This is a genomic window from Sphingomonas sp. LR60, from assembly GCF_036855935.1.
In the GTDB taxonomy this organism is placed as follows: Bacteria; Pseudomonadota; Alphaproteobacteria; order Sphingomonadales; family Sphingomonadaceae; genus Sphingomonas.
On record NZ_JASPFK010000001.1, the window covers coordinates 632,627 to 655,089 of the forward strand.

General features: G+C 67.7%; 17 protein-coding genes. 11 read left to right on the forward strand and 6 right to left on the reverse strand.

Annotation, left to right across the window (positions count from 1 at the left end; genetic code table 11):
* Positions 1 to 52 precede the first annotated feature (52 nt).
* The 4 genes from QP166_RS03000 (at position 53) to QP166_RS03015 (ending at position 4,996) form a co-directional block, all read left to right on the forward strand.
* A complete protein-coding gene (locus QP166_RS03000; protein ID WP_333914563.1) occupies positions 53 to 1,747 on the forward strand; it encodes a tetratricopeptide repeat protein in 1,695 nt (564 codons plus the stop codon).
* A complete protein-coding gene (locus QP166_RS03005; RefSeq protein WP_333917241.1) occupies positions 1,747 to 2,580 on the forward strand; it encodes a 4-(cytidine 5'-diphospho)-2-C-methyl-D-erythritol kinase in 834 nt (277 codons plus the stop codon). The genes QP166_RS03000 and QP166_RS03005 overlap by 1 nt, the downstream gene beginning before the upstream one ends.
* Positions 2,581 to 2,727: 147 nt before the next feature.
* A complete protein-coding gene (gene recA, locus QP166_RS03010) occupies positions 2,728 to 3,801 on the forward strand; it encodes a recombinase RecA (protein ID WP_333914564.1) in 1,074 nt (357 codons plus the stop codon).
* 547 nt (positions 3,802 to 4,348) lie between these two features.
* Positions 4,349 to 4,996: a glutathione S-transferase family protein gene (locus QP166_RS03015; protein WP_333914565.1), complete on the forward strand. Its 648-nt coding sequence runs from the start codon at positions 4,349 to 4,351 to the stop codon at positions 4,994 to 4,996.
* 199 nt (positions 4,997 to 5,195) lie between these two features.
* On the opposite strand, the gene QP166_RS03020 is transcribed toward QP166_RS03015, so the two are convergent.
* A complete protein-coding gene (locus QP166_RS03020) occupies positions 5,196 to 7,925 on the reverse strand; it encodes a TonB-dependent receptor (protein WP_333914566.1) in 2,730 nt (909 codons plus the stop codon).
* Positions 7,926 to 8,135: 210 nt separating this feature from the next.
* On the opposite strand from QP166_RS03020, the gene QP166_RS03025 reads away from it, so the two are divergent.
* Positions 8,136 to 9,587 carry a L,D-transpeptidase family protein gene (locus QP166_RS03025; RefSeq protein ID WP_333914567.1) on the forward strand — a complete coding sequence of 484 codons (1,452 nt, stop codon included), beginning with the start codon at positions 8,136 to 8,138 and terminating at the stop codon, positions 9,585 to 9,587.
* 11 nt (positions 9,588 to 9,598) lie between these two features.
* On the forward strand, positions 9,599 to 9,937 hold the full coding sequence (locus tag QP166_RS03030; protein ID WP_333914568.1) for a hypothetical protein: 339 nt from the start codon (positions 9,599 to 9,601) through the stop codon (positions 9,935 to 9,937).
* A gap of 118 nt (positions 9,938 to 10,055) precedes the next feature.
* Here the strand turns inward: QP166_RS03030 and recN are convergent, their stop codons facing one another.
* Positions 10,056 to 11,711 (reverse strand): DNA repair protein RecN, encoded by a 1,656-nt coding sequence (recN, locus tag QP166_RS03035; protein WP_333914569.1) that lies wholly within the window; start codon positions 11,709 to 11,711, stop codon positions 10,056 to 10,058.
* Entirely contained in the window at positions 11,705 to 12,772 is a 1,068-nt protein-coding gene (locus QP166_RS03040; protein ID WP_333914570.1) for an outer membrane protein assembly factor BamD, read from the reverse strand. The genes recN and QP166_RS03040 overlap by 7 nt, the downstream gene beginning before the upstream one ends.
* A gap of 118 nt (positions 12,773 to 12,890) precedes the next feature.
* On the opposite strand from QP166_RS03040, the gene QP166_RS03045 reads away from it, so the two are divergent.
* Positions 12,891 to 13,715, forward strand: coding sequence for a class I mannose-6-phosphate isomerase (locus QP166_RS03045; protein WP_333914571.1), 825 nt, complete (start codon positions 12,891 to 12,893; stop codon positions 13,713 to 13,715).
* Between the two features lie 167 nt (positions 13,716 to 13,882).
* Entirely contained in the window at positions 13,883 to 14,536 is a 654-nt protein-coding gene (locus tag QP166_RS03050) for a PAS domain S-box protein (protein ID WP_333914572.1), read from the forward strand.
* Between the two features lie 367 nt (positions 14,537 to 14,903).
* On the opposite strand, the gene QP166_RS03055 is transcribed toward QP166_RS03050, so the two are convergent.
* Positions 14,904 to 17,102 (reverse strand): hypothetical protein, encoded by a 2,199-nt coding sequence (locus QP166_RS03055; RefSeq protein WP_333914573.1) that lies wholly within the window; start codon positions 17,100 to 17,102, stop codon positions 14,904 to 14,906.
* 233 nt (positions 17,103 to 17,335) lie between these two features.
* Here QP166_RS03055 and QP166_RS03060 point away from each other — a divergent pair, with 233 nt between their 5' ends.
* The 3 genes from QP166_RS03060 to QP166_RS03070 are packed head-to-tail and all read left to right on the forward strand — an operon-like array spanning position 17,336 to position 21,021.
* A complete protein-coding gene (locus tag QP166_RS03060; RefSeq protein ID WP_333914574.1) occupies positions 17,336 to 18,514 on the forward strand; it encodes a hypothetical protein in 1,179 nt (392 codons plus the stop codon).
* A gap of 30 nt (positions 18,515 to 18,544) precedes the next feature.
* Positions 18,545 to 19,648, forward strand: a complete 1,104-nt coding sequence (locus tag QP166_RS03065) for a DUF2336 domain-containing protein (protein ID WP_333914575.1) — start codon at positions 18,545 to 18,547, stop codon at positions 19,646 to 19,648.
* Positions 19,645 to 21,021, forward strand: a complete 1,377-nt coding sequence (locus QP166_RS03070) for a sensor histidine kinase (protein WP_333914576.1) — start codon at positions 19,645 to 19,647, stop codon at positions 21,019 to 21,021. Before QP166_RS03065 ends, QP166_RS03070 begins: the two co-directional genes overlap by 4 nt.
* On the opposite strand, the gene QP166_RS03075 is transcribed toward QP166_RS03070, so the two are convergent.
* Positions 20,971 to 21,171 (reverse strand): hypothetical protein, encoded by a 201-nt coding sequence (locus QP166_RS03075; RefSeq protein WP_333914577.1) that lies wholly within the window; start codon positions 21,169 to 21,171, stop codon positions 20,971 to 20,973. The genes QP166_RS03070 and QP166_RS03075 overlap by 51 nt on opposite strands.
* A gap of 6 nt (positions 21,172 to 21,177) precedes the next feature.
* The gene (gene gltA, locus QP166_RS03080) at positions 21,178 to 22,461 is read right to left on the reverse strand and encodes a citrate synthase (RefSeq protein ID WP_333914578.1); all 1,284 of its coding nucleotides are present in this window, start codon (positions 22,459 to 22,461) and stop codon (positions 21,178 to 21,180) included.
* Positions 22,462 to 22,463 lie beyond the last annotated feature (2 nt).

Consider the following 22,463-nt stretch of genomic DNA (forward strand, 5'->3'; position numbering starts at 1 on the left):
CCCACACCAACGCCCCCTGAACGCACCCGCCCCCTCGCGTGTTGTGTCGTGCATGACCCGCCGCCCGCCGCCACTGGACCTCGCCGTCCGCCCCCTCTACCCCGACCGGCCTTCGACCCACCGCATCCGAAAGGCCGTCGTCACGCTTACCCGCCGCCTCGCGCTCCCGCTCGCCGCGACGCTCGCCGTCACCGCGCTGCCCGTCGCGGCGGCCACGGTCGACCCGGCCGCCTATGCGCGCGCGCGGATCGCGGAGGCGGACGGCGCGGTCGCCAGCGCCGCGCAGGATTACGCCCGCGTGCTCGCCGACGATCCGCAGGATATCGCGATCGCGCTGCGCACGTTCCGCGCCGCGGTGCGCGCCGGTGACATGCCGCTCGCCGATCGCGCCGCCGCCGCGCTCGCCGCACAGAAGGCCGCACCCTCCGACATCGCGCTGCTGACGCTCGCCCGCGCCGCGCGCGACGGCGACCGCGCGGGTGCGGAGGCGGCGCTCAAGCGCTTCGACGGGGACCGGCTGCGCATCCTCGCGCCCCCGTTGCGCGCATGGCTCGCGCTGGAGGCCGGCGCCGATCCGTTCGCCGCGCTGGCGCAGGCCCCGGACGAGCCGGTCGCGCGGCGCTTCGCGGCCGAGACGCGCGCGCTGCTGCTGATCGCGACCGGCCGTATCGACGAGGGCGTGACGGCGGTGCGCGCGCTGGGCGGAGCGGCGGACCTCGCCGCGTTCGACGAGCACGTCGCGGCGGCGCGGCTGCTGATCGGGCAGGGCAAGGACAAGGCGGCGCGCGCCTTGCTCGACGACGATGCCGGGGCGACCGCGCTGCGGATCGAGCCGACGCGCGGCACGCGCCCGACGCTCGCGTTCGGCGCCTCGCATCTGTTCACGCGTATAGCCGCCGATCTGGCGACCGGCGAGGATCCCGGCGTGCTCACCTACACGTTGCTCCGCGCTGCGCTGCGCGCCGATCCGGCCAACGATCGCGCGCGGCTGTTGCTCGCCGGGGTGCTCGCGGGGGACGATGCGCTTGATGCCGGGCTGGCGATGCTCGCCGAGGTGCCCGCCGACAGCCCCTATGCGTCGCTCGCCGCGACAGGGCGGGTCCAGATGCTCGCCGATGGCGGGCGCGCGGACGAGGCGCTGGCGGTGCTCGACACGCTGTCCGTGACGAAGAAGACGCCGATCGGCGACATCCAACGGCTCGCCGACCTGCAGCTGCGGCTCGACCGCCCCGCGCAGGCGGTGCCGCTTTACGCGCGGCTGGTGAAGCAGGCCGGTGCGGCGGCCGATTGGACCGACTGGCTGCAATATGGCGCCGCGCTCGACGGGGCCGGGCAGTGGCCCGCGGCGCGCGATGCGTTGCAGAAGGCGCTCGCGAAGGGCCCCGACCAGCCGCTCGCGCTCAATTATCTGGGCTATGCGCTGACGCAGCATCGTGAGCGGATCGACGAGGCGCAGGCGATGCTGGAGAAGGCCGCGCGGCTGAAGCCCGACGATGCCGCGATCGCCGACTCGCTCGGCTGGGCGCTGTACCTGCGCGGACAACCCGCGCGCGCCTTGCCCTTGGTCGAGCGAGCGGCGGAGGGCGACCCGCTCAGCGCCGAGATCGGTGAGCATCTCGGCGACCTCTATTGGCAGGCCGGTCGCCGCTACGAGGCGCGCTACGCCTGGACCGCTGCGCAGGCGACCGCGACCCCGGTCGAGACCGCGCGGCTTGCTGCCAAGATCGAACAGGGACTGCCGCAGTGATGATCGTCGAGACCGCCCCCGCCAAGCTCAACCTCGCGCTGCACGTCCGCGCGCGGCGGGCGGACGGCTATCACGAGCTGGAGACATTGTTCGTCTTCGCGCGCGACGGCGATCAGGTGACGGTCGCGCCCGCGACGACGCCGAGCTTCACCGTCACCGGTCCGTTCGCCGCGGCGGTCGGCCCGGTGGCCAACAATCTCGTAACGCGTGCCGAGGCGGCGTTCCGCCAGGCGTTCGCACCCGATGCGATCCATGCGCTGACGCTCGACAAGCATCTGCCGGTCGCCTCCGGGATCGGCGGGGGTTCGGCGGATGCCGCTGCGACACTGCGCGCGCTCGCCCGGTTGCACGGGCTGCCGGTCGACACGCCGCGACTGCTGACGATCGCGGTCGATCTGGGCGCGGACGTTCCGGCCTGCCTGCTCGGCTGCCCGACGTTCGGGCGCGGACGCGGTGATGCCCTCGCGCCGGTGCTGGGGCTCGGCGACATGCCGGCGTTGCTGGTCAATCCCGGCGTGGCGGTGTCGACCGCGCAGGTCTTCGCGCACTGGGACGGGGTGGACCGCGGCGCGCTCGATCTGACCGGAACGACACTGGAGCGTGCCCTGGCGGGCAGAAACGACCTCCAACCGCCCGCCGAAGCGATCGCACCCGTGATCGGCGCTGTTATTTCCGGGCTCGCCGCTTCACCGGGGGCGATCCTGACGCGCATGTCCGGCTCCGGCGCGACCTGTTTCGCGCTGTTCCGTGACACCGAAGCGCGCGATTCCGCCGCAAAACGGATCGCGGCGGATGCTCCTGACTGGTGGTTCTGCGCGACCACGATCGGCTGATTCCCTGTCGTCTGCGCGGGGCCACGGCCGGCTGAGTGCTTGTATTCGGGCTGAAGTTCTCTACTTGTTCTTCGGGAACAAACTGAATACAACGGCACGGCGCGTTGAATGCGGCGCGCGGTTGCTCTAGCGAAAGGCTCCACGGCAATGGCCGCCAAACTTCAGGTGATCGATACCGGCATGGCAACCGCGAACACAGACCGTCAAAAGGCGCTCGACGCCGCCCTCGCGCAAATCGACCGCGCCTTCGGCAAGGGCTCGGCGATGAAGCTGGGCCAGAAGGAAACGATGCAGGTCGAGGCGATCTCGACCGGTTCGCTCGGGCTCGACATCGCGCTCGGCGTCGGCGGGTTGCCGCGTGGGCGGGTGATCGAAGTCTATGGCCCCGAAAGCTCGGGAAAGACTACGCTCGCGCTCCACGTCATTGCCGAGGCGCAAAAGTCCGGCGGGACTGCCGCGTTCGTCGACGCCGAGCACGCGCTCGATCCGGTTTATGCCAAGAAGCTGGGCGTCAATATCGACGAACTGATCGTCTCGCAGCCGGACACGGGTGAGCAGGCGCTCGAGATTGTCGACACTTTGGTGCGTTCGAACGCGATCGACGTGCTGGTGGTCGACTCCGTCGCAGCGCTCGTGCCGCGCGCCGAAATCGAGGGTGAGATGGGCGACAGCCATGTCGGTCTTCAGGCGCGGCTGATGTCGCAGTCGTTGCGCAAGCTGACCGGCTCGATCAGCCGGTCGCGCTGCATGGTGATCTTCATCAACCAGCTGCGCATGAAGATCGGTGTCATGTACGGCAATCCGGAGACGACGACGGGGGGTAACGCGCTGAAGTTCTACGCCTCGGTTCGCCTCGATATTCGCCGTACGGGTGCGATCAAGGACCGTGACGAGGTGATCGGTAACGCGACGCGCGTAAAGGTCGTGAAGAACAAGGTCGCCCCGCCGTTCAAGCAGGTCGAGTTCGACATCATGTATGGCGAGGGCATCTCTAAGATCGGCGAGATCCTCGACATCGGGGTCAAGGCCGGGCTCGTGGAGAAGGCCGGAGCCTGGTTCTCCTATGACTCAGTGCGGATCGGGCAGGGGCGTGAGAACTCCAAGAATTTCCTTCGTGACAACCCGGAGATGAAGGACCGTCTGGAAAAGGCGATCCGCGCGCGGACCGAGCAGGTCGCCGACGGGATGATGGCGGGGCCTAGCGAGGAAGACGACGTCTGATCCGTACGGCGAGTGATCCGCGTGGTCCTCAATGGTCACGCGGATCGCGCCAGACTATGGTGCACGCTGCGTGTGTCGAAGTTCTTGGCCTGGGGCATGGGGAGGGGTGACCAGGCCGGTTATAGCTTGGATCGTTGTAGTAGAAGCTTGATGCCGTCGTCTCCGGACATAATCCCGGCTTCGCTTCATGACGATGAAGCAAGAAGGCATATTTGGGATCGGGCCTTCTTGAGATTGACTGAAGCCAGGTTTGCGGGACGACGGGCAGGTCATCGATGGAAGTCGATCGACGTCAACCATAGAGCAACGCGGACGATTAACGGGCGTGTCCGAAATTCTACGCGCAAGTGGAGGTAGCGCGCCAAAGTAACCGCTTTGAGGCGCAACGGCAGGCGAGCGCGATCGTCTCGGCGACGATCGTTGCGGTCGGGCAGGGGGCGCCGCCTCGTAACGAGACGCCGGAACGACGGGTGCGATCATGGATACGCGGCAGAGCCGTCGCGTTAACGGCTGCGATCCGGGCCGGGTCGCGCAGGCAGGAGCCGACATGACGATCATCGTCCACCATCTCGAGAATTCCCGCTCACAGCGCATCCTGTGGATGCTCGAGGAACTGGGCCTCCCCTACGAGGTGAAGCGCTACGAGCGGGACAAGGCGACGATGCTCGCTCCGCGCGAACTGCGCCGCGTCCATCCGCTCGGCAAGTCACCGGTGATCGAGGACAAAAGCGCGCATGGTTCGACCGGCGCGCGGGTGATCGCGGAGACCGGCGCGATCGTCGAATATCTCGTCGATCGCGCCGATGGCCAGCTGGGTGCGCCGCCAAAGCGCGATGACGCGCTCGCCTATCGTTTCTGGCTACATTACGCCGAAGGCTCGCTGATGCCGCCGTTGCTCGTCAAGCTGGTGGTGTCGCGCATTCCGCTCATCGGCAGTCGCGTCGCGACGCAGATCCAGCCGATGGTCGATCGCCATCTCGATTATGTCGAGGCGTCGCTCGCCGACCATCCGTGGTTTGCCGGCGACACGTTCACCGCCGCGGACGTCATGATGAGCTTCCCTCTGGAAGCCGCCCGCAGCCGCGCCGGCCTCGATACCAGCCGCCCCAACACGATCAGCTGGTTGGAGCGTATTCATGCACGTCCGGCGTACCAACGCGCGCTCGCGGCGGGTGGGCCGTACGCCTATGCGTGACCGCTGATCGACTGATCGTCTTGGATCGGTTCACGTCTGCTTAGCGTCGCCTGACTTAGGTCCAAGATGGTGATGAAACGCGATCCTAGTTCAAGGTAAAGAGACGGAAGGTGGCTTCAGAGGTCGACGCCGGTACTCGACCTTAAGGCGGCGATCGGTGCGAACCAATCACCCGTCACCGCCTTGAAGTACCGGTTGATCAGAACCGCGTACGAAGCGTCAGGCCATAAGTCCGCGGCTCGCCGAGAAATGAGGTAAACAGCGAGTTGGCCGCAGCGAAGCTTGGGCTGCCGAACGCCTGTACCTGCGATTGCGACCCGGCCCCCTGGAACGGCGCGGTGAACGCGACCTGCTGGTAATGGGTGTCGAGCAGGTTCTGCGCCCAGAGTTCGACCGCCCAGCGCTGTTCGTTGCCGCGCAATCCGATGCGGGCGTTCATGAGGAAGAAGCCGTCCTGCATCTTCTCGATGAACAGGTCCGATCCGGTGTTGTAATCGCTCGTCATTCGCCCGTCGACGTAGAACAATGCGCGCAGGCCGTTGCCGCCGATCGCCGGGGTCCAGCTGACCGAACTGGTGACGGTGTTGCGCGGCGCGTTTGACATCTGCGCGCCGGGCAGCAGGAACAGCGCGGCGCTGAGCGGCTCGCCCGCCTTGCTGCCGACGAGGTTCCGCGCATATTTCGCGTCGGCCAGTGTATAGCCGATGTTCACCGTCACGTCCGGCGTCGGATACATGCCGACTTCCAGCTCGACGCCCTGCGTCACCAGGCCCTTGCCGACCTTGCCGGTACACGTGCCGGTCGCGGTCGAGTTATCGCGGTCCGCGCCGTTCAGCGGCTTGTCGCAGCCGCCGATGTTCTGGACGATGTAATTGGTGCCGTTGAAGGTGTTGAGCTGGAAGTTGGTGAACTCCGACCGGAATGCCGCGACATTCGCGGTGAACTGACGCGAACTGTACTTCAGCCCCAATTCGTAGGCGTTCACCGTCTCCGGATCGAAGCGCAAGTTGCGGACGCTCGACGCTGGTGGGGTCGACAGCACCAGTTCGCTCAGGTCCGAACGGTCCAGATTGTAGCCGCCGGCCTTATAGCCGCGCGCATAGGAAGCGTAGAGCAGCGTCGACGCGAACGGCTTCCACGACAACACGCCCGTGCCGGTCAGCTGCCCCTCGCGGATCTGGTCGTTCAACGCCACGTTGGTCAGCGCCGCGGTGGAATTGCCGATGCACGACAGGGTGACGATCCCGCCAGCCACGGCGCGCAGCGCTGCGCTGGTGCTGGCGAGCAACGGGCGCAGTGCCGCCTGCTGCGCCGGGCAGATCGTGTTGTTGTTGTTGAACCCGGCCGCGAGCGTCTTGTGTTCGTTGGTGTAGCGCAGGCCCACCGTGACGTTGAGCCGCTCGGTCAGCCGATAGATATTGTGCGTGAAGAAGGCGAAATTCTCGCTCGTCTGGCGATAGACGTCGCGCAAGCTTCCGAGATTGTTGAGCGTGCTCAGCCGGTCGAGACCCGCGACGGCGGTCGCGCCGATCCCGGCGGTCAGCGCAGCACGGCCGGCGTTGCTGAGGCAGCCGGGGTTGGCGGCATTGCGCAACGCCGCCGCGGGATTGATCGACAACACCGCACGGCAGGCCGCGAACGCACCATATTGCGCGCCGAAATGCAGGTTATCGACGAGCGCGAGGTTCTCGTGCGCGTAATAGCCGCCGATCAGCCAGTCGAGCTTGTTGTCGAGGATCGTGCCAGAGAAGCGGCTCTCATGGCTGAAGACCTTGAACTGGCGATAATTGTTGCCGTCATCGGGTCGATAGATCAGGTCGACGTTGGAATAGTCCATATCGCCCGCGCCGCCCGACTTATACTCGCGATACGCGGTCAGCGAGGTGAGCTGCGTCGCGCCGAGATTCCAGCGGACGCGCATCGACACGCCGCCATCCGTGGTCAGGTTGCTATACGCGCGTCCGGCGGTCTGCGCGATGCGGCGGTTGTACGGATCGCCCTCGCTGGGCAGCACGCCGCCAAGACTACGCATGATGCCGGTGATCGGATTGGTGGCGCTGATCGCATAGTCGCCCGGCACGCCCGGCGTCGGATCGATCTTCTCGCGCGTGTCGGCATAGACCGCGCCGCAGCACTTCTCGTCGCGCCGCGTGTAATCACCGATGAACCGCACCGCGAGATCCGGCGAGATCGTGAACAGCAATTGCCCGCGCACGAAATACCGATTGCGGTTGTTGAAGTCGGTATCGTTGACGACGTCCTTCAGAAAGCCGTCGCGGCGGCTGGCGACACCGTCGATGCGGAAGGCGAGCAGGTCCTTGATGACCGGGCCGGTCAGCGCGGCCTGCACGCGGACGGCGTCGTAATTGCCGTAGCTGACCTCGCCCATGCCGCCGAACGTGAACTCGGGCAGCTTGGTATAGATGCTGATCGCGCCGGCCGACGAATTGCGACCCGACAGCGTTCCCTGCGGCCCGCGAAGGACCTCGATCCGCTCGACCTCGCCGAGATCGTTGAGCCCCGAGCCGGTGCGGCTACGATAGATGCCGTCGATGAACACCGCGACCGAGCTTTCCAGCCCCGGATTGTCGCCGACCGTACCGACGCCGCGAATGCGTGCCGAGGCATTCGCCTCGCTGCCCGTCGAACTGACCAGCAGCGACGGCGCAATCTGGGTCATTTGGCGGATATCGGTCGCGCCCGAATTCTGCAGCGCGGCCTGCCCGAACGCCGACACCGCGATCGGCACGTTCGACAGTCGCTCCGAGCGGCGGGTGGCGGTGACGACGATGTCGGCGGTGTTGGGTGAAGCGGCTTGCGTGGCGTCCTTCGGCTGGTTGGCCGCCGCGCCACGCAGATCCTGCGCCGCCGCGGGTGCCGCGATGATCGCGAACACCGCCACCGACCGATACAAACGCGCCTTCCGCATGCGGCATCCCCCTCGAACTTCTACGTAAATCGTGATCGTGCTCGTACGGGGCGCCGGATAAGGATTGGTTAATTCGCGCTTGGCGAAGCGCGTCCTTTCAAGTGTTTGCTCGTTGAGAGCCGCAGAAGGCCGGGTGTTGCGACCGCTGCAAGCGAGATTGTGCGATTCGGCCTCTCAACCACGCGAATCAAAGGTGATAAGCCCACAGCCATGATGTCGTTTGCCAAACCCAGCCTTTTGCTCGCCGCGCTCGTCGCCGCGACGCCGTCCGTCGCACAGGTGCCCGTGACGCCGGAGAATGCCGCGCCGACGTCGATCCCGCTGGTTCAGCCGCAACTTCCCCTCCCGACGCTTAGCGATGCGCAGCGGCAGGAGCTGGCGAAATTGATCGCGAAAGACGAGGTAGCGCAGGGGCTTAGTCGTACGCCGCGCACCGATCTCGATCGGCTTGACAGCGCCTCGCTTGCGCGCGTCGCGCTCGACCATGCGCGCGCGGTGCATGGCGGACGGCTGATGCCATCCGACTTTCAGAAGGACTGGGGCATCCGCCCGACCGCCTACGACCCGCTGCCTGGCTTTACCGATGCGGTCGCGCGTGATCGGCTGACGACCTGGATGCGCTCGCTCCCACCGCCCTATCAGGGCTATGACACGTTGGTGGAGGGGCTGGCGCGCTATCGCAAGATCGCGGCCGCGGGCGGCTGGCCGGTGCTGACCGTTGCACCGACTTATGGCAGCAGCGGTCCGGCGGTCGGGCGGCTGCGTGAACGGCTGGCGATCGAGGATCCCGAGCTGACCGGCACCGGCGACCGTTTCGACGCGGCGTTGCTGGAGGCGGTGCGCCGGGCGCAACGCCGCTACGGCCTCAACCCCGCCGGTCAGGTCGGCACGCAGACGCTTGCCGCGCTCAACGTCCCGGTCGAGCAGCGCATCCAGTCGATCATGGCCAATCTGGAACGGTGGCGCTGGCTGCCGCCGACGCTTGATCGTCGGCGCGTGCAGGTCAATATCGCGGCGGCGGTGCTGACCGCGTTCGATGGCGATCGGCCGATCATGTCGATGCGCGCGGTGACCGGCCGTCCCGGTAACGAAACCCCGATGCTGGTGTCGCAAATCAGCAGCATCGTCATCAATCCGCCGTGGAACGTGCCCAGCTCGATCGCGACCAAGGAATTGTGGCCCAAGGAGCGCGCCAATCCCGGCTATCTGAAACGTAATGGCTTTCGCGTGATCGACACCGGCGATGGCGGGAAGCGGCTGCAGCAGGCGTCCGAGCAGAGCGCGCTTGGGCGGTTCAAGTTCGACTTTCCGAACGACTTCGCGGTCTACCTCCACGATACGCCGGCGCGGTCCGGCTTTTCGAAGTTCGACCGGCTCGCCAGCCACGGCTGCGTCCGGCTCGAAAAGCCCGAGGATCTCGCCAAATTGCTGATGGCGACGACGCCCGATTGGCAGCCTGACGCGATCGACGCGGCAGTGACTGCGGGCAAGACGGTGCGCGCCAAAATGGCTGAGCCGGTCAGCGTTTATCTGCTGTATTGGTCGGCGTTTGCGGGCGCGGACGGGCAGGTCGGCTTCCGCGAAGATCCCTATGGCTGGGACGGCAAGCTGGCTGCTACGGTCGAGCGACGGTCTGCCGCGCAGGCGCTGGCGGCGAAGTGAAGGAAGTTCGAATGACGGTATGGCGGCATCGGTTGGCGTTGGTCGCGCTGTTGGGATTGGGTGTGGCGGGCTGTTCGAAGTCCGAGCCCGAGCCGCCCGAGATGAACATGGCTGTGCAGGAACTCGAGCCGACCCCCGAGCCGACCCCGACCGAGGAACCGACCCCCTTCGTCGAGCCGAGCCCGACGCCGAGCAACGACACCGCGATCCTTCCGCCCCCGGAAGACGCCGCGCCGGACGCGCAGATGATGGACGACGCCTCCGCGACGGGAATGACCGCGCGCAGCGAGCGCGGCGAGCGGAGCGACGAGGTCGATACCGCGCCGGCGGAGACGCGGCGGAAGGATTGAGGAAGCGCCGTGTAGGCGCATAGCGGACGCCTCGCACTGAGTCGTGCGAGGCGGATCGAAGTAGGCGTCGTCACCCCGGACTTGGTTTGGGGGCGCTTCAAACCGTCAGGTCAGCGCCTCACGCCGTCTCCAGCAGCCGCTCCGCCTGCGCACGCGCTTCCGCGGTGACCATCGCCCCGGAAAGCATGCGTGCGATCTCTTCGCGTCGCCCTTCGGCATTCAGCGGGCGTACCCCGGTGCGAGTCACCGTACCGTCGCTGGCCTTGGCGATCAGCAGGTGCGTAGCGCCCCGCGCCGCGACTTGCGGGCTGTGCGTCACAACGAGCAATTGCGTCGCTTCCGCCAGCCGCCCCAGCCGTTCGCCGATCGCACTCGCCACCGCGCCGCCCACGCCGCGGTCGATCTCGTCGAAGATCATTGTCGCCGCACCGCCTTGTTCGGCGAGCGCGACCTTGAGCGCGAGGATGAAGCGCGACAATTCACCGCCAGACGCAATTTTCGCGAGCGGCCCGAAAGGCGCGCCCGGGTTGGTGGCGATCTCGAATTCGACACGGTCACGCCCCGCCGCGGACCAATCGCTCTCGGGCAATGGCGCCACGACCGTCCGGAAGCGCGCCGCATCCAGCTTGAGCGGCGCCAGTTCGCCCGCCACCGCCGCGTCTAGGCGCGTCGCGGCGTCGGTGCGGATCGCGGTCAGGTGTTCGGCGGCACGATCGTAGGCGACGCGCGACCTGGCCACCGCTTGCTCCAGATCGGCCAAGCCCTGCTCGCCGGCATCGAGCCGAACGAGTCGATCGCGCAACTCCGTGGCGAGCGCGGCCAGCGCGTCGGGCTGGACGCGGTGCTTGCGCGCCATGGCGCGCAACTCGAACAGCCGCGCCTCATCGTCTTCGAGCTGCCGCGGATCGTAGAGCAAGGCGACCGCGGCATCGCGCAGTTTCTCCTCGGCGACGCCGCCCTCGATCAGCGCACGATCGATCGCCGCCAGCGCTTCGCCCAGGGCAGGGTGATCCTCGGCGATCCGCTCCAGGACCCGTGCAGCCTGACGCAAATGGCTCAGCGCCCCGGCGCTGCCTTCCAGATGCTCGGTAACCGCTTCCAGCTCGCCGGCGCTCTTCTCGGCGCGCTGCATCGTGCGGCGCCGTTCGGCCAACGTCTCCTCCTCGCCGGGCTCGGCGTCGAGCGCTTCCAGCTCGGCGACGGCATGTTCGAGCCAGTCGCGATCGGCCTGCGCCGCCGCGATCCCGTCGCGCGCCTCGGCAAGCGCAACACGGGCTTCGCGCCACGCCGCATAGGCGGTGGCAACGTCGCGTGCGCCTTGGCCGGCGTAGCTGTCGAGCAACGCGCGATGTCCCGTCGCGGCGAGCAATCCGCGATCGTCATGCTGCCCGTGGATTTCGACCAGCATCGGCCCGATTTCGCGCAACAGCGTCGCGGAGGCGGGTTGATCGTTGACGAACGCGCGGCTGCCGCCGTCCGCCTTGACCAGGCGTCGGATGATGAGCGGTTCGCCCGGGTCGATCTCCAGCCCGTTATCGGCAAGCAGCGCGGCGACCGCCGGCGGTGTGTCGAAGGTCGCGGTCACCACCGCCTGTGCCGCTCCCGCGCGCACCAGGGTACTTTCTCCGCGCCGACCGAGCGCCAGGCCGAGCGCGTCGAGCAGGATCGACTTGCCCGCGCCGGTCTCGCCGGTCAGCACGCCGAGGCCGGGGCCGAACTCCAGCTCCAGCGCCTCGATCAGCACGACGTCTCGGATAGCAAGCGCGGTCAGCATGGGCAGCCGCTCCTTACCCGCAAAATGCGCGGGTGGTTACCCTTTTGTTCCGACCGCGCGCGATCAGCCGCCGGTCGGATTGGTCGCCGGCGATGGCGAGCTAACGCCTGGGGTCGGCACACCCGCCTGTGCGTCGCCGCCAGTCGTCGCCGGAGTCGAGGGAGCGGCGCATCGGCCTTTGGTGCGGCGCCGGTCGCCTCGCCGGGAACGGCTGGCTTGGCAGTGACGGCGACCACCTGCTGACCCGGCGCCAGCGGCGCGATCGTCGCGGGCGGGTTTTCCTTCATCAGCTTGTAAGCGCGGCCGTACCAATCGGTGCCGGGATAGTTGGCGCCGAGCACCGCCGCCGCTTTCTCTGCCTCGTTGCGGACACCGAGCGCGAGATAGCCTTCGGTCAGCCGCAGCAGCGCCTCGGGCGTGTGCGTCGTCGTCTGATATTGATCGACGACGCGACGGAAGCGCAGCGTCGCGGCGAGCCACTGGCGCCGACGCTCGTAGAAGCGGCCGATCTCCATCTCCTTGCCCGCGAGGTGGTCGCGGACCAGATCCTGCTTCAACCGCGCATCGGCGGCGTAGCGCGAGGTCGGATAGCGGCGCATCAGCTCGCCCAGCGAGTCGAGCGACTGCTGGGTGATCTTCTGGTCGCGGGTGACGTCGCTGATCTGCTCGTAATAGCTCATCGCGACGAGGTAATAGGCATAAGGGGCGTCGCGGTTACCGGGGTGGACCGACAGGAAGCGCTGCGCACCCTGGATCGCCTGCGTGTAATCGCCGCTGAGATAATAGCTGAACGCGCCCATCAACTGCGCGCGGCGCGCCCATACCGAATAGGGGTGCTGGCGCTCCACCTCGTCGAACAATGCCGCGGCTTCCTTGTAGCGCCCCTGATCGAGGCGCTGCTTGGCTGCGGAATAAAGCGTGCCGACGTCGCGCGCGACATAGGGGAGGTCGGCGCGGTTGCGCGAGCCGCTCGAGCAACCGGCAAGCGATACGGCCAAGGCAGCGACAACCCCGATCGCGAACGAACGGGTGGGGAGCGGGCGAAGGGTGAGGGTACGCATCGCCTCGGCTCTTAGCTTAGAGGAACCCCCGCGAACAACGGCTTTCGCGCGCACGCAACAGTGGCTAGCGGGAAGGCGTTGATGCGCCTGTCAGCGACCCGAACGAAGGATTACGCTTATGCCCGCGACCCTGCTCGCCACCAAGCGCGTCGAAAAGCCTTGGGGGCGGCATCATCTATACCCAGGCTTCCCCGATCCGGCGCCCGACGCGGAGCCGATCGGCGAAATCTGGTTCCAGTCGCCGCACCCCGAAGAGCCCGAGCTGCTCATCAAATATCTGTTCACGAGCGAGAAGCTGTCGGTGCAGGACCATCCGTCCGACGAAGAAGCGCACAAGCGCGGTCTGCCACGTGGCAAGGACGAATGCTGGACGATCCTGGCCGCCGAACCCGATTCGACGATCGCGGTCGGCCCGCTCGCGCCGATGACCAAGGACGAACTCCGCGCATCGGCCGAGGACGGAAGTCTGGAGCACAAGCTCGACTGGAAGCCGGTGAAGGCAGGCGAATTCTATTACTCGCATTCCGGGTTGATCCACGCGATCGGCGCCGGCTTGACGGTGATCGAGGTCCAGCAGAATTCGGACACCACGTATCGCTTGTTCGACTACGGTCGGCCGCGCGAGTTGCATCTGGACGACGGCGTGGCGGTGGCCGATCTGAACCCCTATGTGGCCCCGCCGCAGCCGGGCGAAGTCGCGCCCGGCCGCAAGATACTGGTCGAAGGGCCGAAATTCGTTCTCGAGCGCTGGACGGGCGGCAAACGCGACATCGCGCTTCCGGATGATAAGACCGGCTGGCTGGTCCCGATCCGCGGTGAGGGCGTCGTTGCCGGTGTCGCGTGGAAGGCGGGCGAGTGCGTGATGGTGACCGGCAACGAGCAACTTCACGCGTCGGAGGACGCCGACCTGCTATTCGCCTATCCGGGTAAGCAACGCCTCTGATCGATCGATAACGCTCCCAATCGCGGCCATAATGATGTTGCGTCGCAATGGATTTCTTGTGATGTTGGTGTGAGACGCTTCCGACCAGATGGTCGGGAGCGATCACATAGAACAGGGAATTCGGGGACATGTATCGGGCCGTCGACCGGGCGGGGGCGCGGAAGCTGTTGAGCTGTCTGACGGACGAGCGGCTTCGTATCGTTGATGCCGACGAAAGCTATGGCGCGGCGCTCGGCTATGCGCGCGATGCGCTGATCGGGCGTGACGTTCTTGAGTTTACGCACCCCGATGATCGTGACGTCAATCGCGAGCGGGCCGCGGCGCTGGTCGCTGACGGCACCCCGTTTTCGATCACCAAACGCTATATCGGTGCCGACGGGCGCCACGTCTGGGTCACCAATCATGTAAGCCTCTTCCATGCCGGTCCGATGCGGCGGATGTTGGCGACGGTGGAGTTGATCGACGGGCCGCCGCTCGCCGACGAGAAGCGGGTATTGCGCGGGGCCGCCCAGCGCATCCTTGCCAAGCGGCGACTGCGCACGCGCTTCTTCGAGGACGAAATGTTCGGCGAGCCGGCGTTCGACCTGATGCTGGACCTGTTCGCGCAGGAACTGGCTGGCCGCGACACCTATACGACCAGCGCGGCGGTAGCCTCCGGCGCGCCGCTCACCACCGCGCTGCGTCAGATCGCGATGCTGGTCGAACGCGGTCTGATCGCGCGTGATCCCGATCCCACCGACCGTCGCCGGGTGCGGCTGCGGATGACCGATCCTGGCGCGGTGCAGATGCGCGACTATCTGCTCGCGGCCGAAAATCTGTAGATGTCGCCCGAGGCCAACGGTGTGCGCCAAGGTCTGATCCCGCGGCCTTGAACCATCTCTATTGTACCCCGGCGAAGGCCGGGGCCAGTTGGGAAGGCCCGCGAGATGAAGCGTGACATGTATCAGCAGAGTGCCCGAACTGGCCCCGGCTTTTGCCGGGATGATACGTCGGCTTGATCAGATCACACCATAGGCCGGATCGACATTCAGGACTTCATGCCGCCTCGTCGATGTTTTGAGTCGAACAATCGCGTCATTGTCGCCCCGGACTTGATCCGGGGCCCCACTTTGTCGACAGAAAGAAGAAGCGGGATCCCGGATCAGGTCCGGGATGACTGGAGAACGCGGGTGATTAGCGAACGTCGCTTTAGCGCAGTCGTTCGATCGCCTGCGCCAGCGCGACATACAGCTTGCCCATGTCCGACGACAGCAACGTCACGCCCAGCGGCGAGGCATCGGGTTGGGCGAGGATCGTGCGCAACATCGCTTCGAAGTCATGGATGTAGCGGTTCACCTGCTCCCGGAACCCGCCGTCCTCATCATAGAGGCGGGCCACATCGCGCTGCTCGGAGCCGTCCAGCAAGCGCACCGCGCGGCGCGTGAAGACGCCGCGGTCGCCCTTGAGATAGGCTGCCCAGGCGCTGTCGGAGATTTCCGGTGCGAAGGTGCGGGTAAGGTCGATCGACGCCGAATTGAGCGATTCGATCAGCAGCGACGCACGGCGGGCGAAGGTGTCGCGCTCGTTTTCCTCGCTTGCCTCGCGTGCTTCCTCAAGCCGCCGGTCGATGACCGCAATCGTCTTCTCGATGCCCTCCAATTGCGTCTGAAGCCGGTCGCCGGCGCGGCTCGCCGCCGCCACGGCAGTTTCGGAGATGCGCGCGACCTGTTCGACCTGCTTCTGCACCCCGCTGCCGACCGCGCGCTCCAGCGCGGCGACGCCGGCGCTTTCCAATGCACTGGCCGCTTCGGGGATGACGCGCGCCAATGCCTCGCGCGCATGTTCCGCAGCAGCAGCGGCGGTTTCGCGAACCCGGAGCAAGGCTTCGAGCAAGCGCGGCGCGGCTTCTTCGGCCAAGTCGTCGGCGCGGCGAGTGGCATCCTCGACCGCATCGCCGATCAGCCCGGCCTGCGCACGGCCACGCTCCAGCCCCTCGCTGAGCCGGGTCGTCAGCGTCTCGACGGTCTGACGCTGCTCGGCGACGACCTGCGCCACCGCCTCGATCGCGTCGTGCGTGCTCTCCGCGGCGGTGACGAGCGCCAGCAATTCGGGCTTGGCGGCGACGATCACCTGCTTGGTCGAGCCGACCCGCGATTCGAGCCGCGCGATCGCGTCGGGCATCGTCTCGTCCATCTCCCGCGCCGCGGCGTCGAGCGCGACGAGCAGATGCTCGGTGGTGGCGATCGTGCGCTCCGCGGTGCCGTTGCCGCTGTCCATCGCGGCGATCAGCGCCTCGGTGGTCGCCTGCAACGCACTGATCGTTGCGGCCAATTGCCGGCTGCGCTCGGTGCCGTCGGCATGAAGCGCGTCGAACCGCACACCGGCCTGGTCGATCGCATCGTCGAGCGTGCTGAACAGCATCTCGCCCGCGCCGCGCTGTGCATCGAGACGCGCCGCGATCCGCTCGATCACGACCTCGACCAGCTCGATCCGCTCGCTGAGCGCCTCGGCATTGCCGCGTGCGGCATGATCGAGCGCCTGCTGGCTGGCGGTGACCATCGCCAGCATCGCTTCGCCCTGCGCGACGATGCCCTTGCGCGATTCGTCGATGGCGATGGCGGTACGTTCGAGCAGCGCATCGACCGCGACCGAGGCGTCGGAGGTCACGCCCTCCAGCCGCAGCCCGGCGGTGGCACTGGTCGCCTCCATCCGCTGCATATAGGCGGCGAGCTTCTCGGCGGCGCCGCCCGCGACGCTCTCCGCCTCGCGCCCGCGCGCCGCAAGCGCAGCCACCTGCGCGTCGAGCGCAGCGCTATGTTCATAGGCGACCAACCCGGCCTGATCGATCGTCGCCGCCAGCGTTCGCGTCTCATCGGTCGCGCGCGGGAGGGCACCGAGTAGCGCCTCCAGCTGATCCGCGGCGTGATCGGTGGCGCTCGCCAGCGTGCGTGCGTGCGCGTCCGCGCGCGCGATCTCGTTCGACAGGTCTTGGCCGATCGTCGTCAGTCGTGCGGTCGCCGCGTCGCCGAGCGCGGTCAGCAGTCGCACGTGTTCGGCCAGTGCCGTGCGCCGCTCATCGATTTCGTCACCCAGCGCCGCGACTGCGCCTTCCAGCGCAAGCGATTCGTTGCGCATCGCGCGTGCGGTCGCGCCGAAGCGGCGTGCCTCGGCATCGCTGGTGCGCAGCGTCAGCAGCCAGATGATCCCGGCCAGCGCCGGAACGGTCGCCGCAGCGGCACCGAACTGCGCCAAGGCCAGCGGCGGCATCGTCACCAACGTATCGCGTGCGATCCACAGCAACGCGGCAACCCAGACGGCCGCCAGCACGATCGCGACCCAGCCCAATATGGCACGACGACGCAGCGGCACAGCGGCGTCCTCGTCATCGGAGAAGACGGGATCGATCACGTGACGGTGCGGCTCCGCATAAGGCGTCGGGACGAGTTGCTCTGCCGGCGTTTCAGCGCCTGCTGGTCGAATGTCGAAAATGGAAGACGGCCCCCCGTTCATTTCAACGGTGTAACACGTTTGCCGCGTCCGGAAACCCGTTTCAGGTGCGCGGGGCGGCTCGGTTCGGCGCAAGCGGCGGTCGTGTCGGGGATTGTTGCCAGTCGTCCGCGGCCACCCTAACAGCCATGACCATGCTTGCTGGCCTCCTATTCGCGACCCACGAGGCGGAGGATCGCTCCGGAATGCTCGCGGCGACGCTTCCGTTCGCGGCGGCCACGCTGATCGAATATCAGGCGCGACTGCTGGTCGCGTGTGACGTGGCGCAGATCGTGGTCGTCGTCTCGCGGCTGACCCCGGAGCTGATCGGCGCGATGGCGCGGATCGGACGGCGTGGGGTGGCGGTGGATGCGGTGCGCAGCGCCGCGGACGCGCTCGCCAAATTGCACCCGCTGGCGCGCGTCGTGATGGTCGCCGACGGGCTGGTCACGACCGAGGATGTCATCAGCCGCATGGCGGGCGAAGCGGGCGACGCGCTGCTGGTGGTGCCGGGTACGCAGGCCGGCTCGACGTTCGAGCGGGTCGGCGGCGGTGCGGCCTGGGCGGGGGTGGCGCGGATCGATGCCGGGCGTGTCGCGGATGCCGCGCGGCTCCCCGAGGATTACGACCTGCAATCGACCCTGCTCCATGCTGCCGAACAGGCCGGCGCGCGGCATGTGACGCTTCGGCTCGACAATATGGCGATGGGGCACGGCATCGAACGCCGCGCCGTGGCGCTGGAGGAGCGCGGGCGCGCGGTGCTGTCGGCGTCGATGGCGGTGCGGCCGAGCTGGTTCGAGCGGCTGGTGCTGCGCCCGCTCGCCCGGATGGCGATCCCGTGGATCGCGCGGCAGGGCATCGGGACCGAGGCGTGCAGCGGGGCCGCCGGGGCCGCGATGGCCGCAGGGCTGGTGACGGTCGGCGCCGGCTTCACGGGGCTGGGGCTGGCATTGGTGCTGGTGAGCGTCTTGGGTGCGGAGCTGGCGGGGGCGCTGGCGTTGTTCCGTGACGAACCGGGGCTGCTGCGCGCCAACCGCGCCGCGATCCTGATCGCGCCGGCCCTGGCCGTGCTGTTGCTGGCGCATGTCGTCGATGGCGCTGCCGCGTCCACCAGCGCGCGCCTGCTTGCCTTGCTCGCGCTCGTGGCGGGGGGCGTCGGCGAGCGTGCGGCAAGCGCCGGGAGCCGCCGACCGTGGTGGGGCGTGGCCCCCGCCTATCTCGCGCTGCTGACGCTGTTCGCGCTGTTCGGCTACCCGGCGCTCGGCATCGGGATAGTGGCGGGCTATGCGGTCACCACGCTGATCGCCGCGGTAGAGCGGCTGCGGCAGACTTAGCCGCCCATTAACGAACACGGCATAAGGGGGATGCATGTCGGCTTCCTCCCTTATGCCAGCGTCTTGGGCGATCCGGCGCGGTTGGCATCCTATGCGGCCGACGCCGAGCATGCCGCCGGGCAACGGCTCGCTGTGGCGGTCGAGGACATTTTCCTGTCGCAGCCCGGGCGACTGGACGATCGAACCCGCGCGGCCACGCTGCGACTGGCGGAGGCGACGATCTGCGCGGTCGAGCAGCATGTCTCGGGCGATGCCGCGCGCGCGCTGATGGCGGTCGGCCGGCGCGAGGCGGCGGCGGTGCTGGGCTCGAACCGGTCGCTGGCGTGGCCACGCCTGCTGGACGCCGGATTGATGCGCGACGCCGAGCTGATCGCCGCGCTGATCGCGCAGGCGCGGATCGACCTTCTTGATGAGTCGCTGGCCGCACAGCGCTCGCCGGACGCAGGGATGACGATCGTCACCGCGTTGATTCAGAACGGTGATGCGGCGCAACGCGCTGCGGCGGGCGAGTATCTGCTGGCGGACGGGATGCGCCGCGCTGCGTCGGAGGGGCGCCATGCGGTGCTACCCGCAGCGATCCAGACCCGGATCGTCTGGTGGGTCGCCGCGGCGCTGCGCGAGCGGCTTGGTGCCGCGGGTGGAGCAGAGGCGGATGCGGCGCTGTGCGAGGCGGCGCAGCACCGGATCGCGCGCGCCAATGAAGGCCAGATTGGTGAGGCGGCAGCGCGGCTGGTACGCGCGCTGGCACCGTCGGTTGCGGATCGGGGGGCATTGATGGTCCGCGCGCTGGAGAGCGCGCGCACGGCATTGTTCGCGGCGTTGCTGGCCGATGGGATCGGTATCGATGCCGAAGCTGCCTTGTCGCTGGTGCTCGATTCGGCGAGCGACCGGCTGTGGCTGGCGCTGCGCGCGGCCGGACTCGATCGCGATACGATTGCACGTGCGGGCTTTCTGTTGTCCGAGGCGGATCGGGAGCGCGATGTAACGATGCTGATCGAGGTGCTCGACCCGCTCGGCGCGCTCGAACCTCGCGCGGCGGCGGAAGCGATCGCGACGTTGCGGCTGCCGGGTGACTTTCGCGTGGCGGTGCGCGCGCTGGCGTCGCGGGCGCCGATCGAACGGACGAGGCCGTGACACGCGGCGCGTTCAACGCCTTGCTCGATGCCGACGATAGCGTGTTGAGCGCCGACGCGAGATTCGCCGATCTCAACGATCGTGCCAGCGGGCCGCGAGGCGGTGGTCTGGCGCTGGCGGCGGTGTCGGCGCTGGTGCGGATCGCGCGCGGGTTGCGCGTGCCCGTCGCGCGTACGATCACGATCGGCGATGACGAAGCCGACGGCGACTGGTACGTCCGCGTCGTGCCCGACGGGGACGGAGCCGTCGCGCTCGCCGGCACTCTGTTGCGCGAGCGTCCGGGTGCGACGCTTGCGCCGACAGCGATCATCGCGAACGAGCCGCCCGCCGATGCATCATGGTCATGGGAGATCGACGCCGGGCTGCGTGTCACGCGGCTCGACGTGGTGGCGGCGGCGCGACATGGGATCGATCCGGTGGCGGTGCTGGGGCAGCCGTTCACGACGCTGTTCGTGCTTGAGGTCGGAGGGGACGGCGCGATGCCGTTGCTGGAGGCGATGTCGAACGTTCGCGACTTCGCGGGGCAGGCGGCGACGGTGCGCGCCAGCCGGGCGCGGGTGTCGCTGGCGGCGCGGGTCCGCTGCGATGCCGCGGGCGGCTTCGCCGGCTTTGTGGGCGGGGTCTATACCGGGGTTGCTGCCGGGATCCGCGACGGTTTGACCGCGGCGTTCAACGCCCGCCTGCGTCGCACCCTGCGCGAGCCGCTCGACACGATCATCGCACAGGCGGAGAGCATCAGCGGTGCGGACCAGGGCGGTCTTGATCCGCACTACCGCGATTATGCGATCGATATCGCCAGCGCCGGGCGCCATCTGCTGGGGCTGGTCGACGATCTTGTCGATATGGAAGCGATCGAACGCGGTGACCTGGCGGTCGCGCGGGATGCGGTCGACCTTGTTGGAGTCGTGCGAGAAGGGGCGGCGCTGGTGGCCGCGCGTGCGGCGGCACGCGGGGTGACGATCGCGCCATTCGCTGGCGATACGATGGCGGCGTGCGGCGATTATCGACGTGTGCTGCAGATCGTCGTCAACTTGCTGGGCAACGCGATCGATTACTCGCCCGCTGGCGGGGTGGTGCGCGTGCGAGCGCGATATCGCGACGCAGAAGTGCGACTGCAAATCAGCGATCAGGGGCGTGGGATCGCCGCGCACGATCAGGCGCGAATTTTCGAGAAATTCGCCCGCGGTGACGACAGCGTGCCAGGCGGGAGCGGGCTGGGTCTCTATATCGCGCGGCGGCTGGCGCAGGCGATGGGCGGATCGTTGACCGTGGAAAGCGAGAGCGGGCAGGGCGCGAGCTTCACGCTCGCGCTGCCCGCCGCTTCAGCGCAGGCGCCGGGCGAGCAGGATCAGCAGCAGTCCGAAGATCGCTAGGCCGCTGCCGTAATCGGCCCAGATGCCGCGCCCCAGCATGAAGCTGGAGCGCGGCCAGTTCACATAGCCCAGCCCCTGCGCGATCCACAGCGCCCCCATCAGCGGGCAGAGCACGCCGACGACGGTAAGGAGTGGGCGGAGCCGGAACATACGGGCTTAGCGCTGCCCGACGGGCACGTAGCTGCGCTGCGTCGGCCCGGTGTAGAGCTGACGCGGGCGGCCGATCTTCTGGTCGGGATCGGTGATCATCTCGTTCCACTGCGCCACCCAGCCGACGGTGCGCGCCAGCGCGAACAGCACGGTGAACATGCTGGTCGGGAAGCCGATCGCCGACAGGATCACGCCCGAATAGAAATCGACGTTGGGGAACAGCTTCTTCTCGACGAAATACGGATCGTTGAGCGCGATCTCTTCCAGCCGCAGCGCCGTCTCGAACAGCGGATCCTGCACGTTGAGCGCCTCGAACACCTCGCGCACCGTCTTCTGCATGACGGTCGCGCGCGGATCGTAGTTCTTATAGACGCGATGGCCGAAGCCCATCAGGCGGAACGGATCGTTCTTGTCCTTGGCGCGCGCGATGAACTCCGGAATGCGCTCCGGCGTACCGATCTCGTGCAGCATGTTGAGCGCCGCCTCGTTCGCGCCGCCATGCGCCGGGCCCCACAGGCAGGCGATGCCCGCCGCGATGCACGCGAACGGGTTCGCACCCGACGAACCGGCCAGACGGACGGTCGAGGTCGAGGCGTTCTGCTCATGATCGGCGTGGAGGATGAAGATCCGGTCCATCGCCTTCTCGACCGCCGGGTTCACCACATAGGGCTCGGCCGGTACGCCGAAGGTCATGCGCAGGAAATTGCCGGTGTAGGACAGCGAGTTGTCCGGATACAGGAACGGCTGCCCGACGCTGTACTTATACGCCATCGCCGCGATCGTCGGCATCTTGGCGATCAGCCGGTGCGACGCGATCATGCGCTGCTGCGGATCGTGGATGTCGGTCGAATCGTGGTAGAAGGCCGAGAGCGCGCCGACGACGCCGCACATGATCGCCATCGGGTGCGCGTCGCGACGGAAGCCGCGGAAGAATTGCGCGAGCTGTTCGTGCACCATCGTGTGGCGGGTGATGGTCCGCGAGAACGCATCCAGTTCGCCCTGGTCCGGCAATTCGCCGTTGAGCAGCAGGTAGCAGACTTCCATGAAGCTCGACTGTTCGGCCAGCTCGCCGATCGGATAGCCACGGTGGAGCAGGACGCCCTCGTCGCCATCGATATAGGTCAGCTTCGACTGGCACGAGGCGGTCGAGGTGAAGCCCGGATCGTAGGTGAAGGCGCCGGTCTGGCCATACAGCTTGCGGATGTCGACGACGTCCGGGCCGACGGAGCCCGAAAGGACCGGATACTCGAGCTGGTTGCCCGACAGCGTGAACTTGGCGGCTTCGGTCATGA

What these genes read in the sequence shown, in the direction of transcription:
- recN (WP_333914569.1), bottom strand. Translation starts at nt 11,711, where the DNA reads ATGCTGACCGCGCTTGCTATCCGAGACGTCGTGCTGATCGAGGCGCTG.
- QP166_RS03075 (WP_333914577.1), bottom strand. Translation starts at nt 21,171, where the DNA reads ATGTTCCGGCTCCGCCCACTCCTTACCGTCGTCGGCGTGCTCTGCCCG.
- recA (WP_333914564.1), top strand. Translation starts at nt 2,728, where the DNA reads ATGGCCGCCAAACTTCAGGTGATCGATACCGGCATGGCAACCGCGAAC.
- QP166_RS03065 (WP_333914575.1), top strand. Translation starts at nt 18,545, where the DNA reads ATGCATGTCGGCTTCCTCCCTTATGCCAGCGTCTTGGGCGATCCGGCG.
- QP166_RS03000 (WP_333914563.1), top strand. Translation starts at nt 53, where the DNA reads ATGACCCGCCGCCCGCCGCCACTGGACCTCGCCGTCCGCCCCCTCTAC.
- QP166_RS03005 (WP_333917241.1), top strand. Translation starts at nt 1,747, where the DNA reads ATGATCGTCGAGACCGCCCCCGCCAAGCTCAACCTCGCGCTGCACGTC.
- QP166_RS03040 (WP_333914570.1), bottom strand. Translation starts at nt 12,772, where the DNA reads ATGCGTACCCTCACCCTTCGCCCGCTCCCCACCCGTTCGTTCGCGATC.
- QP166_RS03030 (WP_333914568.1), top strand. Translation starts at nt 9,599, where the DNA reads ATGACGGTATGGCGGCATCGGTTGGCGTTGGTCGCGCTGTTGGGATTG.
- gltA (WP_333914578.1), bottom strand. Translation starts at nt 22,461, where the DNA reads ATGACCGAAGCCGCCAAGTTCACGCTGTCGGGCAACCAGCTCGAGTAT.
- QP166_RS03060 (WP_333914574.1), top strand. Translation starts at nt 17,336, where the DNA reads ATGCTTGCTGGCCTCCTATTCGCGACCCACGAGGCGGAGGATCGCTCC.
- QP166_RS03015 (WP_333914565.1), top strand. Translation starts at nt 4,349, where the DNA reads ATGACGATCATCGTCCACCATCTCGAGAATTCCCGCTCACAGCGCATC.
- QP166_RS03025 (WP_333914567.1), top strand. Translation starts at nt 8,136, where the DNA reads ATGATGTCGTTTGCCAAACCCAGCCTTTTGCTCGCCGCGCTCGTCGCC.
- QP166_RS03045 (WP_333914571.1), top strand. Translation starts at nt 12,891, where the DNA reads ATGCCCGCGACCCTGCTCGCCACCAAGCGCGTCGAAAAGCCTTGGGGG.
- QP166_RS03020 (WP_333914566.1), bottom strand. Translation starts at nt 7,925, where the DNA reads ATGCGGAAGGCGCGTTTGTATCGGTCGGTGGCGGTGTTCGCGATCATC.